General features: G+C 34.6%; 18 protein-coding genes. 13 read left to right on the plus strand and 5 right to left on the minus strand.

What is annotated here, in order from left to right; translation table 11 throughout:
* Positions 1-882 (plus strand): glycoside hydrolase family 31 protein (locus RMR19_RS10775; protein ID WP_310603495.1); only part of this gene is annotated, 882 nt, incomplete at its 5' end.
* A 205-nt stretch (positions 883-1087) separates the two neighbouring features.
* A complete protein-coding gene (locus RMR19_RS10780; protein ID WP_310603496.1) occupies positions 1088-1222 on the plus strand; it encodes a hypothetical protein in 135 nt (44 codons plus the stop codon).
* A 54-nt stretch (positions 1223-1276) separates the two neighbouring features.
* On the opposite strand, the gene RMR19_RS10785 is transcribed toward RMR19_RS10780, so the two are convergent.
* Entirely contained in the window at positions 1277-2032 is a 756-nt protein-coding gene (locus RMR19_RS10785; protein WP_310603497.1) for a glycoside hydrolase family 25 protein, read from the minus strand.
* A 255-nt stretch (positions 2033-2287) separates the two neighbouring features.
* Here RMR19_RS10785 and RMR19_RS10790 point away from each other — a divergent pair, with 255 nt between their 5' ends.
* The 9 genes from RMR19_RS10790 (at position 2288) to fliD (ending at position 11848) form a co-directional block, all read left to right on the plus strand.
* Positions 2288-2515 carry a type II toxin-antitoxin system prevent-host-death family antitoxin gene (locus RMR19_RS10790; RefSeq protein WP_310603498.1) on the plus strand — a complete coding sequence of 76 codons (228 nt, stop codon included), beginning with the start codon at positions 2288-2290 and terminating at the stop codon, positions 2513-2515.
* Positions 2516-2697: 182 nt separating this feature from the next.
* Positions 2698-3555, plus strand: coding sequence for an effector binding domain-containing protein (locus tag RMR19_RS10795; RefSeq protein WP_310603499.1), 858 nt, complete (start codon positions 2698-2700; stop codon positions 3553-3555).
* A gap of 16 nt (positions 3556-3571) precedes the next feature.
* Positions 3572-4414: a creatininase family protein gene (locus RMR19_RS10800; RefSeq protein ID WP_310603500.1), complete on the plus strand. Its 843-nt coding sequence runs from the start codon at positions 3572-3574 to the stop codon at positions 4412-4414.
* A gap of 345 nt (positions 4415-4759) precedes the next feature.
* Positions 4760-4909 carry a hypothetical protein gene (locus RMR19_RS10805; RefSeq protein WP_331654711.1) on the plus strand — a complete coding sequence of 50 codons (150 nt, stop codon included), beginning with the start codon at positions 4760-4762 and terminating at the stop codon, positions 4907-4909.
* Positions 4910-4971: 62 nt separating this feature from the next.
* Positions 4972-5718, plus strand: a complete 747-nt coding sequence (locus RMR19_RS10810) for an AAC(3) family N-acetyltransferase (RefSeq protein WP_310603501.1) — start codon at positions 4972-4974, stop codon at positions 5716-5718.
* Positions 5719-5930: 212 nt separating this feature from the next.
* Positions 5931-7427 carry an L-arabinose isomerase gene (araA, locus tag RMR19_RS10815; RefSeq protein ID WP_310603502.1) on the plus strand — a complete coding sequence of 499 codons (1497 nt, stop codon included), beginning with the start codon at positions 5931-5933 and terminating at the stop codon, positions 7425-7427.
* A 185-nt stretch (positions 7428-7612) separates the two neighbouring features.
* Positions 7613-8578 carry an N-acetylmuramoyl-L-alanine amidase gene (locus tag RMR19_RS10820; protein WP_310603503.1) on the plus strand — a complete coding sequence of 322 codons (966 nt, stop codon included), beginning with the start codon at positions 7613-7615 and terminating at the stop codon, positions 8576-8578.
* A gap of 263 nt (positions 8579-8841) precedes the next feature.
* Entirely contained in the window at positions 8842-10965 is a 2124-nt protein-coding gene (locus RMR19_RS10825; RefSeq protein ID WP_310603504.1) for a methyl-accepting chemotaxis protein, read from the plus strand.
* A gap of 112 nt (positions 10966-11077) precedes the next feature.
* Positions 11078-11848 (plus strand): flagellar filament capping protein FliD, encoded by a 771-nt coding sequence (gene fliD / locus RMR19_RS10830; protein WP_310603505.1) that lies wholly within the window; start codon positions 11078-11080, stop codon positions 11846-11848.
* A 2-nt stretch (positions 11849-11850) separates the two neighbouring features.
* Here fliD and RMR19_RS10835 read toward each other — a convergent pair whose 3' ends face one another.
* On the minus strand, positions 11851-12069 hold the full coding sequence (locus RMR19_RS10835; protein ID WP_310603506.1) for a hypothetical protein: 219 nt from the start codon (positions 12067-12069) through the stop codon (positions 11851-11853).
* A 129-nt stretch (positions 12070-12198) separates the two neighbouring features.
* Between RMR19_RS10835 and RMR19_RS10840 the strand changes: the two genes are divergently transcribed.
* Entirely contained in the window at positions 12199-12732 is a 534-nt protein-coding gene (locus RMR19_RS10840) for a nitroreductase family protein (RefSeq protein WP_310603507.1), read from the plus strand.
* A gap of 80 nt (positions 12733-12812) precedes the next feature.
* Here the strand turns inward: RMR19_RS10840 and RMR19_RS10845 are convergent, their stop codons facing one another.
* The 3 genes from RMR19_RS10845 to RMR19_RS10855 form a co-directional block, all read right to left on the minus strand.
* Positions 12813-14126 carry a hemolysin family protein gene (locus RMR19_RS10845; RefSeq protein ID WP_310603508.1) on the minus strand — a complete coding sequence of 438 codons (1314 nt, stop codon included), beginning with the start codon at positions 14124-14126 and terminating at the stop codon, positions 12813-12815.
* A gap of 11 nt (positions 14127-14137) precedes the next feature.
* Positions 14138-14356, minus strand: coding sequence for a hypothetical protein (locus tag RMR19_RS10850; RefSeq protein WP_310603509.1), 219 nt, complete (start codon positions 14354-14356; stop codon positions 14138-14140).
* A gap of 141 nt (positions 14357-14497) precedes the next feature.
* Entirely contained in the window at positions 14498-15169 is a 672-nt protein-coding gene (locus RMR19_RS10855) for a Crp/Fnr family transcriptional regulator (protein WP_310603510.1), read from the minus strand.
* 216 nt (positions 15170-15385) lie between these two features.
* Between RMR19_RS10855 and hcp the strand changes: the two genes are divergently transcribed.
* On the plus strand, positions 15386-17239 hold the full coding sequence (gene hcp / locus RMR19_RS10860) for a hydroxylamine reductase (RefSeq protein WP_310603511.1): 1854 nt from the start codon (positions 15386-15388) through the stop codon (positions 17237-17239).
* Positions 17240-17282 lie beyond the last annotated feature (43 nt).

Raw genomic sequence — 17282 nt, forward strand, 5'->3', positions numbered from 1 at the left:
TATGCATGCACATGGACAGGAGATAACCATAGTATATGGGCACATCTGCAGATGGCTATTCCACAATTGTGCAATCTTGGAATGAGTGGAATGGGTTTCGCAGGTACAGATATTGGTGGTTTTGGTTCTGATGCCACAGCGGAACTTCTTATCAGATGGATGCAGCTAGGTTGTTTCTCACCGATGTGTAGAAATCATTCATCAAAAGTTGGAATATATCAGGAACCATGGCAGTATGATGAAGTTACCTGTCAAATCTATAAAAAAGATATAGAGCTTCGTTATCAATTACTGCCATACATATATGACTGTTTCTGTAACATGGAAAAGACAGGAATTCCGGTAATGAGACCACTTGTGCTTGAGTATGAGAACGATAAAAATACATGGGAATTAAATGATGAATTTATGCTGGGGGAGCATATGCTAATATCCCCAGTAATCACACAGGGTAGCAGAAATAAAACAGTATATCTGCCACATGGGGACTGGATTGACTTCGAGACGGGAGAGCTAATTACAGGACCACTCTACTTTATAAAGGATGCACCGCTTGATATATGTCCTATCTATGTAAAGGCAGGAACAATTCTACCAAACTATCCAATACAGCAGTATGTGGGTGAAAAGGAGATAAAGCAGTTGATGCTTCGTATATATCAGGGAGCGGGCGAGTATTTTCATTATCAAGATGATGAGGAATCCTTTCATTACAGACAAGGTGAGTACAATCTGTACCACTTTTCAATATCTCAAAATGGTGAGTTTTCCATGCAACGTATAATAAATGGATACGAAAACGGTTATACGTCTATTCGTATCATTTATATGGGGAAAGAGCGGGTAGTAGAGATTCAGGATGAGATAAGGATTACGTTGTAAGTAGACTAGGACTTAAGTGAAGAGGTAAAATAAAAAAACTATAATAGTACTCTTATCGTCCTAATATTCCTCTTGCACGAATATACATTTATATATTGCATTTTGCGTGTTTATTAGGGGGATATCAGATGAATGACAATAAAAAATTAACGAATGAAGTTGGTGCACCTATTCCTGACAACGAGAATTCTATAACGGCTGGACCATGAGGGCCAGTAGCTTTGCAGGATGTTTGGTTGCTGGAAAAGATCCAACGGATGATAATTTCCGAGCAGTACAGCAGTTATCAAAGCTTTCCAATGATGAATTGATTCAAGCGACTTTGTCGCCAAATATGTAGTTTTCTACACAACAATAAATGTGCAAACAGATACCTCTATAGTAGGTGTTTGCACTACTTAGTTGATTGGAAATTATTTATGTATTCCATGAACTCATTTTTATCCCCATTAAAAACATTCAAATCTACATATCGTTGTTCTTTGTCAATACCATCTAGTAATCCACGGTTAGAATACTGCCAAAAGAGCCAATCATCTTGATAAGGGATGATTGGTTTTTTTAGCAAATCGCGACACCAGTAAGGGTAGTCCTCAAATTTATCAGCTAAAAATGTTTCATAACATTCATTCGTAGTATAAATAATTGGTTTCACACCAAAGTAACTTTCTACTTCTAATAAAAAATTCGTTACTTCATCTATTATTTTTGTATTTCCTTTATGCTTTAAGGATACTTCAAAATCTAATACAGGAGGAAGGTCAAGATTATATTTTGAAATGGTTTTAATAAAATGTTCTGCTTGAGCTTTTCCTGTACTTTTGGTAGTAAAGAAATGATATGCACTTGTATAGATTCCATTTTCTTGGCTATGCGTCATATTATAATCAAAGTTAGGGTCAGAATAGGTGCTGCCTTCTGTAGCTTTGACAAATGCAAAGGTAATATCTTGTTCTTTAATTTCTGCCCAATCAATTGTTCCTTGATATCTTGCAACGTCAATACCTCTAACGTGGTATCCCATTAGTTCGGGATAGACCAGTCGTAAATATCCGTAATAGATTAATATAGCAACAATGATAATAGCAGCAAAGAAGGTAAGAATACATAGGAAAAGTTTTCTTTTTGTTATCTTTTTTCGTGTTTTCATTTGATTTATTCCTTTCGTAGGATATGATGATTATACTATAGATTGGTTGAAGTTTCCAGTGGTTTGTATATCTATGTTGCTAATAAAATCAAGAATGGAAAGCTGTAATTTGTTTATTTTATCTTTTGGAAACGGTATATCATGTTACTGTAATAGATAAGTAATGCTGTGAAATTTTACGTTGAATTTTACAGCGAAATTATATATAATATAAATGTAAATGTTGATGATGTATTTGGAAAGGAAGATGATATTATGCCAAATATTTTACCTGTTTCAGATTTGAGAAATTATAATGAAGTATTGAAAAACTGTCAGATAGGAGAACCTGTATTCTTGACAAAAAATGGTAGAGGGCGATTTGTAGTTATGGATATTGAAGACTATGAACGTGAAAAGGCAGAGCGAAAGCTACTGACAAAACTACAGGAAGCCGAAGATGCTGTGAGTGACGGAAATGGTTGGTTGACATTAGACGAATAAAAATAAATAACATTTTCAAGAAGTCATTACTTAAAATTGTAGTGACTTTTTTCTATAAATTAAGATATACGGTTATGATATAATTCAAGTAAACTATCCAACTACGACCAAAGAGAGCACAAAAAGTAGGGCAAAAAAATAAAAATAACACTAATATAGAGCAGGAGAGGTAGGTTTTACAAATGAATATTTTAATAATATTGAATGAAGTAGTCGAGTATATAGAAAAAAATTTAGAGGACAAAATAAATTATGAAGAAATAACGAAAATATCAGGCTATTCATGGTTCTATATTCAAAGATTATTTTCAGGAATAACAGATATCACACTAGCAGAATATATAAGAAGACGAAGAATGACCTTAGCTGCTTCTGAGATAATGGACAGTGGTATACGAATACTTGATTTAGCAGTAAAGTATGGCTATGAGTCGGCGGATTCATTTTCACGAGCATTCAGAAAGATACATGGAGTAAGTCCGTCAGAAGCAAGAAAAGGGAAAGGAATACTAAAGACATATCAACCTATGTCGTTTACAATTTCAGTGAAAGGTGATGAAGAGATTACATATAGAATTGAGTCACATGAGCAGATGCGTGCTATTGGTATTGTAAGACATTTTAAAGCACCTGAAAACAATGAGCTAGATGTTCATACATTTTGGAATCAGCTTTACTCAGACGGGACACATGCTAGAATAGTAGAGCTTGCTGATGGGGAGATAGGAGGAGTTCATGGTTTTTTAAATGTAATTGATAATGAAACAGTTGATTATGTTATAGCAGCATTTTCTGAGCAAGAGATTCCTGATAATATGGAAGTTTATACGATTCCTAGATCGAAGTGGGCAATATTTGAGGGAAAGGGATGTGTAGGAAGTGCGATTGCAGAAGTGTGGAAGAGAATATATAGTGAATGGTTGCCTTCAACCAAATATTCTCATGCAGGGACAATGGAAATGGAGTGTTTCAGATATGGAGATAATAAAAGAGATGAAGATTTCAGATTTGAAATATGGATTCCGATTACAAATAAGTAAGTAAAGGGAGATTAAGATGGGATATTCTATTTTTGAAAAAACGATGGCAGATATGACATGGCAGGAAATTGAAAATGCATCGAAAGAAAATCAAATTGTTTTATTTCCATTAGGGGTCATAGAGGAACATGGACCACATCTGCCATTGGGAACGGATATTTATTGGAGTTATGCTTCTTGTAGACGAATCCAAGAAGAACTGAATAGTAAAGGAGAGCGAGCATTGATTGTTCCACCATACTATTGGGGAATTAACCATTGTACAAATGGGTTTCAAGGAACATTTACAGTGAGAGCGGAGACAATGAAGGCTGTTCTAATGGATATATTTAATAATCTTCATGACTGGGGATTTCATAATATCTTCTGTAATAACTATCACGGTGATGTAATGCATATAAGAGCAATATTAGAAGCAATCAAAGTGGCTAGAAGTGAGTTTGGTTTAAATGTTCGTATGCTAATAGACTTTTATGATTTGAACCGAATAGGATTAAAGGGCGATGAAGATGATATCTTAGTTTTGAATCCAGATTACCCCGAAGAATTTTATACAGGAATGCTTGAATCAGAGAGAGGCTTGTATGACATTCATGCAGGTGGATACGAGACTGCATTTATGAAATATTGTTTTAGTGAACTGGTAAATGAAGAGGTTGCGCAAAACCTTAAATCCACATCATTAACAGAGAATGAACTCAAGCAGTGGGGAGAAGGTGGTGAAAGTACGCGAAGTCTAGTACCATTAGGATATGCAGGTAATCCTGCTGGATACAGAAATATTACAAATATAGATTATATAGAGAAATTTACAACGGAGTATATCGTAAGACAAATTATAGAATCATTAAATGATTAAGAATAGAAGACAATTTTAAGACTCTTATACTGGATACCCCTAAAAATACAGAACGTGCACATAAATTTTATGAAAGAGCAGGTTTTATACAGATAAACAAAGAAGATTTACCGATTCAATTTGATTATCCGTATAAAGATTGTCATTTTTTCCTTTTGAACCTTTAAAACTACTTATAAAATGGGAGTATTCGAATTTATAAATTGAACTTAATTATCCAATTATAGATTAGTAATGGAATAAATTTAAGATGCAGTAAACGTTATGAATACATTGACCGAATAATATTAATTGAGTAATATAGAGATAGAATAATACGATCAAAAAATGCAAGGAGATATTGTTGTGGATATTGAAACCTATAACAGAAGAGAAAAAATGTTGCAATTAAGAGAAGAGTTATTATCCGTAGAGGAAGATAGATTGGCAGGAAGAAGTGGTTGTGATCTTGAGGAATTGGACACTTATCTCGACAAAGTGATTGGCAAGGTATAGTAATACGATAATTGTCTTAATAATCTTTTTGAAAACACACAATAAAGAGGAGGAAAATTTATATGTACACAAAACAAGATTTACTCAACCAATTACAGACCTTAGGAGTTGACCCAACAGGCACACTCAATGTGCATATTTCTTATAAAGCAATAGGGGAGGTTGAGGGACGTGGAGATACTGTACTAGATGCATTGGCAGAATATATGCAACAAGGTCTTTTAGTAATACCAAGTCATACATGGGATAATGTTGGAGAGAGCAATCCTGTGATGGATGTACTTTATACGCCAACATGTATTGGTGCGATGACAGAAGTATTCCGTAAGCGTTCGGGTGTATGCAGATCGTTGCATCCAACCCATTCCGTAGCGGCTCTTGGAGCGGATGCAGAGGAGTTTGTATCTGGTGAGGAACACATTACTACCCCATGTGGAGAAGGTGGTGTATATCATAAGTTATGGCAACGTAATGCGCAAATTCTGCTTATCGGTGTGAATTTTGCACGTAATACGTATATTCATGGTATAGAGGAATGGGAAGGTGTAAAAGGTACAATTTCTGAGAAGAAGACAGATTTGTATGTTATTAATCATGAAGGTCAAAGAATCTATACTCCACAATATCGCCACTGTGCACCAATTGGTTCAGATACATTTCCAAAACTTGAACCACAGGCATTGCAGGAAGGAATTCTGACCATGGGGCGTTTCGGAGATGCAACAGCACGTTTTATGCACGCAGTACCATTGCGTGAGATGATTGCAACACTTCTACGCGAAGATTTACAATACTTAATGCGTTATTAATATGATGTGCAAACAGTAGTAAGATAGTTGCTATACAATCCCAATCCTTGCACCACGCTACAAGAATATGGGCTAGCAATGCAGAATAACGCAAGATATGATAATCCATAAATATATATTTAAGACAACTTTACAGGATGACCGTACAAGTTATAAAATAGAAGTATAAAGTTACTGTTCAGAAAAGAATAAAATCATATGGAGGTATTATCATGACAGGAAACAAGAATTATAAGTTTTGGTTTACAACTGGTTCACAAGATTTGTATGGTGATGAGTGTTTAGAAAACGTAGCAAAGCATTCTCAAATTATAGTAGAAAATTTAAATAAATCAGGTGTTTTACCTTTTGAGGTTGTTTGGAAACCTACATTAATTACAAATGAATTAATTAGAAAAACATTTAACGAAGCAAATGCAGATGAAGAGTGTGCAGGTGTAATTACATGGATGCATACATTTTCACCAGCAAAATCATGGATTTTAGGATTACAAGAATATAGAAAACCATTAATGCATTTTCATACACAATTCAACGAAGAAATTCCTTATGATTCAATCGACATGGATTTCATGAACGAGAACCAATCTGCACATGGTGACCGTGAATATGGTCATATCGTAACTCGTATGGGAATTGAACGTAAAGTAATCGTTGGACATTGGGGTAATAAGAATGTTCAAGAAAGAATCGCAAGTTGGATGAGAACAGCAATCGGTTTAATGGAATCTTCACATATCCGTGTTTGCCGTATCGCGGATAACATGAGAAATGTTGCAGTAACAGAAGGCGATAAAGTAGAAGCACAAATCAAATTTGGTTGGGAAATCGATGCATACCCAGTAAATGAAATTACTGACTATGTAAAAGATGTATCAACTGGAGATATCAACGCTTTAGTAGATGAATACTATTCAAAATATGATATCTTATTAGAAGGACGTAACCCAGAAGAATTCAAGAAACATGTTGCAGTACAAGCTGGTATTGAAATTGGTTTCGAAAAATTCTTACAAGAGAAGAATTACCAAGCGATTGTAACACATTTTGGTGATTTAGGTGGATTACAACAACTTCCAGGTTTAGCAATCCAAAGATTAATGGAAAAAGGTTATGGATTCGGTGGAGAAGGTGACTGGAAAACAGCTGCTATGGTACGTTTGATGAAAATCATGACAGCAGACATGAAGGACAAGAAAGGTACTTCATTCATGGAAGATTATACATATAATCTTGTTCCTGGAAAAGAAGGAATCCTTCAAGCACATATGTTAGAAGTTTGTCCTACTGTAGCAGATAGTAAAATCGGTATGAAAGTAGTACCATTATCAATGGGTGATAGAGAAGACCCAGCTCGTTTAGTATTTACATCAAAAACTGGTTCAGGTATCGCTACATCATTAATTGATATGGGCAATCGTTTCCGCTTGATAGTAAATGAAGTAGATTGTAAGCAAGTAGAAAAACCAATGCCAAAATTAACAGTAGCTACTGCATTCTGGACTCCACAACCAAACTTAGTTACAGGAGCAGAAGCTTGGATTCTTGCAGGTGGTGCACATCATACAGCATTCTCTTATGACTTAACTACAGAGCAGATGGAAGACTGGGCAGCAGCAATGGGAATTGAATGTGTTGTTATTGATAAAGATACAACAATTCGTTCATTCAAGAATGAGCTTAGATGGAATTCATTGGAATTTAGATAGGTAATAATTAAATATACAAACCGTCAATCACCTAAAAGAGTGGTTGACGGTTTGTTGTCGTATATTGTGTTTTGTTGCGTATAACAGTATTATCTTGAACAGTTAAGATTTTCTAATTGATAGAGAGAAAAAATAGTGCTATTATAATGTAAATGTATTAGAACATTATGTGGAGGAAAAAGGATATGAGAATAGGAAAGAAATTTTTTCGAACTATACTAAGTATACTACTGTGTGTTGTAATTCTTGGAAATGTAGGAACGTATGTGAATACAGTATGTGCATCAAGTGTACAAGAAAAAGTTACTATTACGAAAAAGAAGACTACAATTACAGCAGGAAAAAGCTATACATTTGCAGCGAAAGTAGAAGGAGCAACATCAAAAATTGCTTGGTCAGTATCTGATAAAAACATTGCGACAATTACACAAGCAGGTAAATTTACAGCAAAGAGAGCAGGTACAGTGACGATTACAGCGAAAGCGGGTTCAGCTTCTGCAAAAGTGAAAGTTATAGTAAAAGGTAAGAAAATAATAGCGATTGATCCAGGGCATCAGAGTAAAGGCAATAGCCAAACAGAAGCAATTGGTCCAGGAGCAACAACAAAGAAAGCAAAAGTAGCATCAGGAACATCCGGAGTAAGTACGAAAGTTCCTGAGTATAAATTGACATTAGAGGTTTCACTTAAATTAAAAGAAGAGTTATTAAACAGAGGATATGAAGTCGTAATGACTCGTGAAAAGAACGATGTGAATATCAGTAATAAAGAAAGAGCACTTTTGGCAAATGAGAGTGGTGCAGACATCTGTATTCGAATCCATGCAGACGGTTCAACGAATCAAAGTGTAAGTGGAGCAAGTGCATTATATCCATCTACAAAGAATAAGTATGTTTCGAATATAAGCAAGGCAAGTAAAAAGTTGGCAACATCAGTTATCACAAAATATTGTGAGAAAACAGGTGCTAAGAATAGAGGAACAGTTGCAAGAGATGATTTAACAGGTACAAATTGGAGTACTATTCCTGTAATCGTTCTGGAAATGGGATTTATGAGTAACCCAGCAGAGGATAAAAAGATGCAACAAGACGCATACCAAGCCAAAATAGTAGAGGGAATCTGCGATGGTATTGATGCGTATTATTCAAAATAATGGATTGAAAATGATGGATTGAAAATGATGGTATTAGAGGTTGTTAATATACATGAATATTATGAAAAGTGACTAATTAATAGGTTAAGATTTCTATATAGAAAGTGATAGAACAAATGTATATAATGTGATACAATGATAAATATACATAAATTATATGCATAAAGGGAGGCATATAAGGTGATTCTGACATAAATAGGGAGAAAGCGTCAGGACATTATTGTAAAATGTGCATAATTAGTTCTACCTAAGGAGGTTATATTATGAAGGAATTGAATAAAAAGGATAATGTGAAAAAAACTGGAAAGAAAGTAGCAACGAAGCAGAAACAAAAGATTGAAAAAGTAAAGAAAGAGAAACAGCAAAGGATAGAAAAAATTAAGAAGCAGAAAAAACTGCGCACCGCATTATTACTAGGATTTGTTGCACCAGTCGTATTGATATTTGCACTAGGGCTTATATCGTACAACCTTGCTTCTGACGCTATCATTGATAATTATGAAAAATCTTCGAATGAAACATTATCAGCAAATGCAAAGTATATGGAGAGTATATTCAAAGAAATTTCTACACAATCAGTGAAGCTTATTACAAGTAAGAATTTTGAGCAATATTATAATAGAAAGAATAATGATGTTCTTGTAAATTTAGAGTATATACGAAACATAAAGAATGAGGCAATGACGAACAGTGTATTGATTGCAGGTATAAGAAACACATACATTCTTAACTCTACAAGAGATACAATTAGTACAGGAAATGATAGACTTGTTGATTCAACATATGAAACATTTCGTTCGGCAGTATTGGTAGAAGGTGAGACACAAAAAGACGGTTGGTATGGTTCGCATGCTGTGATTGATGCGAAGGAAGAAAGAAAATATGCATTAACATATATTAAAGAAGCATTGAAGGGCGAAACAATCGTTATAACAGATGTTGATTATTCTTATGTACAAGATATGTTAGATAATATATATCGTGAAGGTGGGGTAACAGCACTTGTAGCAAAGGACGGAGTTGAAATCTATTCTACGGATTCCAAAGTAGGAGAAGAAAATCTGTTTTTTGGGAAAGATTATTATCATAATATTATTGATGAAGATGCGACAAGTGGTTATACATATGTAACAATACATGGTGTGAATAACTTACTTTCGTACTGTGAAATTGGGGATACAGGTCTAGTATTAGTTAATCTGATGCCAAGAAGCATTATTGTTGGGAGCGCAACATCAATTGGAAGCGCAAGTGCTATATTTGCAGTAATTTCAGCAATTATCGCGTTGGTAATTGGATCTCTTTTAGCAAAAGGTATCGGTAAAGCAATTGGTGATATGAAAGATACAATGGAGAGCGTTGCACAAGGCGATTTAACGGTAACATTTAAGACAAGACGTAAAGATGAATTTAAAGTCTTAGAAAACAGTTTATCGAACATGATTAATAATATGCAACAGCTTGTAACGGAAGTTGCAGAAGTTAGTAATCGTGTAGGTACGTCAGCAGATGAATTGTCGAATACATCTTCAATTGTATTGGAAGCTTCAAAGGATATTGCGACAGCAGTGAATGAAGTTGCGATAGGTTCTTCAAAACAAGTACTAGATACTGATGTTTGTTTGAAACAAATGTCAACATTATCGGATATGGTTAATAAAGTATTTGATGGAACAAATGAAATTGATACATTGTTTGAAAGTACAAAAGGAACAGTTGCTGATGGATTAGCAATTGTGAATAACTTGAATGATAAAGCGAAAGCAACATCAGAAATTACAAAAGAGATATCAGTGGGAATGAAAAATCTTGAGGAGAATTCTCATACAATTGAGAACATTGTTAATGCAATTAATGAAATCTCTGAGCAGACAAACTTATTATCTCTTAATGCTTCAATAGAAGCGGCTAGAGCAGGAGAATCTGGTAGAGGATTTGCTGTAGTAGCAGGAGAGATTGGAAACTTAGCAGCAAAATCAATGGAATCAGCAAATCAAATTCAAACAATTATCAATACGATTCAACGTCAAACAAAAGATACTGCTAAGACAACACAAAGAGCAGAAGAAATTGTTCTTACACAAGAACAAGCACTACAGGATACCATTCAGGTGTTTGGTAGTATCAACAGCTTAGTTGCAGGGTTAGTAGTGGAACTTGGTAAGATTAAGGACTATGTTGCAGGAATGGAAGGCGCGAAGAATGATACATTAGATTCTATTCAGAATATTTCAGCAGTTTCTGAAGAAGCCGCAGCAGCATCAGAAGAAGTTAGTGCTACTGTAATTAACCAATCAGAAGAGATGGAACAATTGGCATCAGCAGCAGAAGAACTTTCAACAGGTGCGAGAGTATTACAACAAGCAATAGGAAAATTCAAGATATAAATTAGTAAACAATGTTAACATTTTGACCTCTTAGACCGATATAACTTTAAAGAGTAGGTAATAATCATAAGATTGTTACCTACTTGAAGATGAATGGAAAGGAGGAGTAGATATGAGTGGATATTATTTAAATCTGTTTTCTAATAACACAAGTAGTAATAGTACAAGCAACAGCACGTATGACTTCTTTAATAACATTGGACAACATGCAAGTATTAGAAACGGAAGTTATGGAAAGTTACTACGTTCTTACTACAAGGCAGATTCAAGCTCGAATTCAGATAGTAGTTCAGCACTTAACTCTATATTGAATTCAAACAGTTCAACTGTAGCAAGTACGACAGCAAAAGAAGTAAAAGAGGCTACAGATAATCTTAAAAAATCTGCTTTGGCATTGTCTACATCAGGTAGCAAGTCACTTTTTGAAAAGAAGGATGTGACTGTTACAGATGAGAAGACAGGAGAAAAGACAACAACGAAACAATATGATACAGATGCAATTGTGAAAGCTGTGAAAGCTTTTGCCAAGGATTACAATGATACATTAAGTTCTGTTAGTGATGTAACGAATAAGAATGTATCGCGTAGTCTTTCTTATATGACTAAGCAGACAAAGATTTATGAGAATAGTCTATCAAAGCTTGGAATCACAGTAGATTCTGATAACAAACTAACGATAGATGAAGAAAAATTAAAGAAGGCAGATATGAATACAGTGAAGAGTTTATTCAATGGATCATATTCCTTTGCATCACAAGTTTCACAAAAAGCAAGTCAACTTCAACAGACAACGGCAACAGCATCTAACAATAGTTATTTGTACAACAAGTCAGGAAGTTACAATTTTAATAATTATTCAAGTAGCTATAGTAGCTACTTCTAAGGTTAACATAAAGAGTGCCACGCTGAGTTATTTTGCGTGGCACTCTTTATGTTAATCTTATTTCGATAAGTTTTAGAGCAGTCCATAGCTTTAAGTTTTGGAATAACAGAAAAATCGTTCCAACAATGCATGGCATAGACATGGGAAACATCAATATGATTCATAAAATAGTCAAATCCAAGATAGCAACTATGTTTCTGATAATGAACATTTACAATCATACAGTACTCCTTTATAATAAGGATATAGTAACGATACAGGATGTAGTCCCAAAAGACACTTGTACAGAATATAACACATCTTTGGAATTATTTCAAATGTATCTACCTACAAAGGAAGGAATTTAGAATATGAATACAATAGAATGTATAACAAGTAGAAGAAGTATCAGAAGTTTTAAGAATCAACCAATAGAAAAAGAAGTGATGGATAAAGTTGTTGCAGCAGCAGCTTATGCACCATCTTGGAAAAATACACAGATTGTAAGATATATCTTTGTTGAGAGCGAAGAAGGAAAAAACAAGTTGTTAGAAACTGTACCTGACTTTAATGTAAAAGCAATTAAAGAAGCAGCGGCAGTTGTAATTGTAACTGTGATTACAAAACGTTGTGGTTATGAAAGAGATGGAAGCTATACAACAGCAAAAGAAGACTCATGGCAAATGTTTGATGCAGGTGTAGCTAGTCAAACATTGTGTCTAGCAGCACACGAGTATGGACTTGGAACAGTAATTCAAGGAATTTTTGATTATGATAAAGTAAAAGAAGCGTTCCAAATACCAGAAGATAGAGAAGTTGTAGCAATGATTCCAATGGGATATCCAGAAGAGAATCCAGATGCACCAAGAAGAAAAGGAATCGAAGAACTTTACGAGGTACGTTAAGATTCAAAAATATATAGGTGTCAAATCATTATCGTGTTTGCGTGAGATAGTGATTTGACACCTATTTTTATTAGAAAACCTTATTCTTTTGTGTCATCGTCAATAAGACAAACAATTGTTTTTTCAATCTTATGATCGACAATGGATAATACTTGTATGTGTAGGGAATGGGAATCTAGTTCAAATGTAGTACCATCATCAGGAATACTTCCATAAGAATCGAAGATAAAACCACTGAAGGTATCAAAATCATCAAGAGGAAGGGAAACACAGAGTTCCTTTGCAACTTTATCTAATTCTGTGCAGCCACGGATTTTCCAAGTAGAAGAATCAATTCGTTCTATCTCTTGCTCTTGTCCATGTTCTATTTCATCAGAATCTAAATCACCGACTAATTGCTCTAATAAGTCATTCATTGTAACGATACCAACCATACCACCATATTCATCTAATACTATGGCAAAATGGTTACGTGTTTTCTTCATTTGTCTAAAAAGCACATCCGCACAGACTGTTTCGGGAATAAAATAAGCTGGCTTCACAGCCCGTTCCAGTACTTTTTCCTTTGTTTTATGCTCTAAACGGAAGTAATCCTTTGCATTCAGAATGCCAATAACATGATCTACAGTTTCATCGCATATTGGATATAACGAATGTCTTGTATCATGAATGGTTTTGTCCCATTCCTCAATAGGTTCTTCAAGCCATAGTAAAGAGATATCAGTACGGTGCGTAGCAAACTCACTTACAGCAAGGTCGTCAAATTCAAAAACATTCTGTATCATTTCTTTCTCTTCTGGATCAATAACACCTTTTTCGCTACCAACATCGACCATCATACGAATTTCTTCTTCGCTAACATTATCGTCCTCTGCATTCGGATCAATACCCAATAATCGTAAAATGCCATTGGTAGATGCCGTTAAGAACCATACAATAGGAGCAAATAAATGCGAAATGAAAGTAATAAGTGCCGACATAGCAAGAGCGAGTGTTTCTGCTTTCTTCATGGCAATTCGTTTTGGAACTAGTTCACCAAAGATAAGTGTAAAATACGAAAGTATCAAGGTGATTAAAATAACAGAGATGGAGTCAAGAGTAGATGCAGATAAAGGAACTCCAAGGTTGATAAGGCAATCTGTTAAAACACCAGAGAAATTATCTGCGGCAAAGGCACTTCCAAGGAAGCCGGATAAGGTAATGGCAACTTGTATTGTTGCGAGGAAACGAGCGGGTTGGCTTGTAAGTCTAGCAAGACGGATTGCACGTTTGTCTCCATTAGCCGCCATACTGGCTAATTTATTGTCATTCATAGATATGACTGCAATTTCTGCACAGGCGAAAACTGCATTTAATAAGATTAATATAATTTGTAAAGTAATTTGCATCATCATGGTATTATTATTTAACTCACTTTCTTTATACTCATTTTATTTTCATTGTTATTATGTTCATTAATTAAAATAGTATTGAAAGAAATTGGTTGCAAAATATTATACGATATTTTACTTAAATAAGCACACAAAAAAGCATGCCTACATTTACTGATAAAAAAAGCAGGTATGCTACCATATATGCATCTATTCGGGGTATCCGCGTCACTATCACTATCTGGTTCGTCCATAGTTAATTATAAAGCCTCCTTACTATAAAATGTATGTAATTCAAGTTACATATAGCATTATATCAAAAAAAACTAAGAATATGTAAAAACTCATAGGATTTTAACATATTCTTAGCAAAATTCTAATCAAACCATATAAGATTAGAAGAGTGTAAATGAATTTTTATGAAACGCTAGGATTCCTTGATCTCGTAATTTACATAATTCATTTGACATAGCACTTCGGTCAACAGAAAGATAATCTGCTAATTGCTGTCTATTGAATGGAATTGTAAAACTGTTAGAGTGCTGTTTGACTGCTTGAGCGGATAGATAGGAGAGCAGTTTATCTCTAGTAGAGCGATTGCTGATGTGGTCAAGTTTCTGAGTAAGTTGAATATTCTTCTGGGCTAAGACCATCATTAGATTTTGGATTAATCTTGTATGAAAATTACATGCAGAGGTACAAACAGTTATAATCTTTTGAACATCTAGGAATAAAATTGTTGTTGGCTTTGTTGTAACACAGCTAACGGCAATCGATTCTGTTTTAAGACAAGCATAGGTTTCTCCGAAGAATTCACCAGGCATAACTTCTGACAGTATCGTATGATTTCCCCAAAAATCTTCTTTGACAAGATGTACACATCCAGATATAACGAATCCGATCCCTGTAGGGGTATCACCAATCTGATAGATGTAACTGTCTTTCTTATAGTTTTGCTCTGTGGCAGATAGACAAGGAAGTAATCCTGCAATTTCATCTGAATGTATGCCCTCGAATAATATGGAGGAGGCAATCATAGTAATATATTCTGGTTTTGTTGTACTCATAATACTCCTTTGAACTTATGAATTTATATTTATAATATATTATTTCTGTTGTAAAAACAACTGAAATTTGGAACGAATTTCAATATAATAAGTCCATAAGTTGTTGATGACATCGTCGTCTTAACTTTGAAAAGGAGTGTAATTAAAATTGTAACCTAAAGGACGTAGTTCGGAATAGTTACTTAAATTTTAAAATAGAAAGTGGAGGAAGAAAGAATGGATAAGAATATGTTTTGCTATCAATGTCAAGAAACAGCAGGAAATAAAGGATGTACAAAGGGTGGTGTTTGTGGTAAAAGTGTAGACTTAGCAAACATGCAGGATTTACTAATCTATGTGACAAAAGGACTTTCTGAAATTACAGGTCGATTAAGAAAGGAAGGCAAAGAAGTAAGTAAAGAGGTAAATCATTTTATAACATTAAATCTATTCACAACGATTACAAATGCAAACTTTGATGATGATGTGTTTTACGCAAGAGTAAAAGAGACAATCGCTAAGAAAGATGCTTTAATGGAACAATTATCAAACAAAGAAAATTTATCTGACGTTGCATTATGGTCAGGCGATGCGAATGAAATCTTGAAAGAGAAAGCAGAATCGAAAGAAGTAGGTGTATTAGCAACAGAAAATGAAGACGTTCGTTCATTAAGAGAGTTGATTACTTATGGATTGAAAGGGTTATCAGCCTATCTAAAACATGCAAATGCATTAGGTTATGATAATGAAGAAATCGATGTATTTATGCAAGAGACATTAGTAAAATTAGTAGATGATTCTCTAACAGTAGATGAATTAGTAACATTAACATTAGAAACAGGTAAAGTAGGTGTTGATGGTATGGCATTACTTGATACAGCAAATACAACAACTTACGGAAATCCAGAAATCTCAAAAGTAAATATTGGTGTAGGTAAAAATCCTGGTATCCTAGTATCAGGTCATGATTTAGCAGATATAGAACAGTTATTGATTCAGACAGAAGGAACTGGTGTAGATGTATATACACATTCTGAGATGTTACCAGCACATTACTACCCACAATTAAAGAAGTACAGCCATCTAGTAGGTAACTACGGAAATGCTTGGTGGAAACAAAAAGAAGAATTTGAGAGTTTTAATGGACCAATTCTAATGACAACAAATTGTATTGTACCTCCAAAAGAATCTTACAAAGATAGAATGTTTACAACAGGAGCAGCAGGCTATGTTGGATGTAAACATATTGAAGGGGAAGCAGGCAGTCAGAAAGATTTCTCGGAAATCATTGAATTAGCAAAGAAATGTGAAGCACCAACAGAAATTGAGTCAGGTGAAATTATTGGAGGATTTGCACATGCACAAGTATTTGCATTAGCAGATGCGGTAGTAGAGGCAGTAAAATCTGGCGCAATAAAGAAGTTTGTTGTAATGGCGGGATGCGATGGTAGAGCTACTAAGAGAAATTACTATACAGATTTTGCAAAAGCACTTCCAAAGGATACGGTAATCTTAACAGCAGGATGTGCAAAGTACAAATATAACAAACTTGGTTTAGGTGATATCGGAGGAATTCCAAGAGTGCTTGATGCTGGTCAATGTAATGATTCCTATTCATTAGCGTTAATTGCATTGAAACTCAAAGAAGTCTTTGAACTTGACGATGTGAATGAATTACCAATCATCTACAACATTGCTTGGTATGAGCAGAAAGCGGTTATTGTGTTACTAAGTTTATTATATCTTGGAGTGAAAGAGATTCACTTAGGGCCAACACTTCCAGCATTCTTATCACCTAATGTAGTAAATGTTTTAGTTGAGAACTTTGGTATTGCAGGAATTAGTACGGTAGAAGAAGATATGGAACTTTTCTTTGGAGAGGAAGGTAAAGTTACAAAAACAGAAGATGGTGTCATTTCAAAAGATATGATTATCGGAGAGGTTCTTAGATTAAATACTGATAATGCAAGAATATTAATGGAAGCAGGAATGCATTGTCTTGGATGTCCAGCTTCACAAGCAGAGACATTAGAAGAAGCATGTTTAGTACATGGACTTGATGTAGAGGAATTAGTGAATAAATTGAAGTAGTTATGAGGGGAGTCTTTTTCAATTATTTTTACTCGGCGAGCCT

Source organism: Anaerosporobacter sp., from assembly GCF_031551385.1.
Taxonomy (GTDB): domain Bacteria; phylum Bacillota; class Clostridia; order Lachnospirales; family Lachnospiraceae; genus Anaerosporobacter.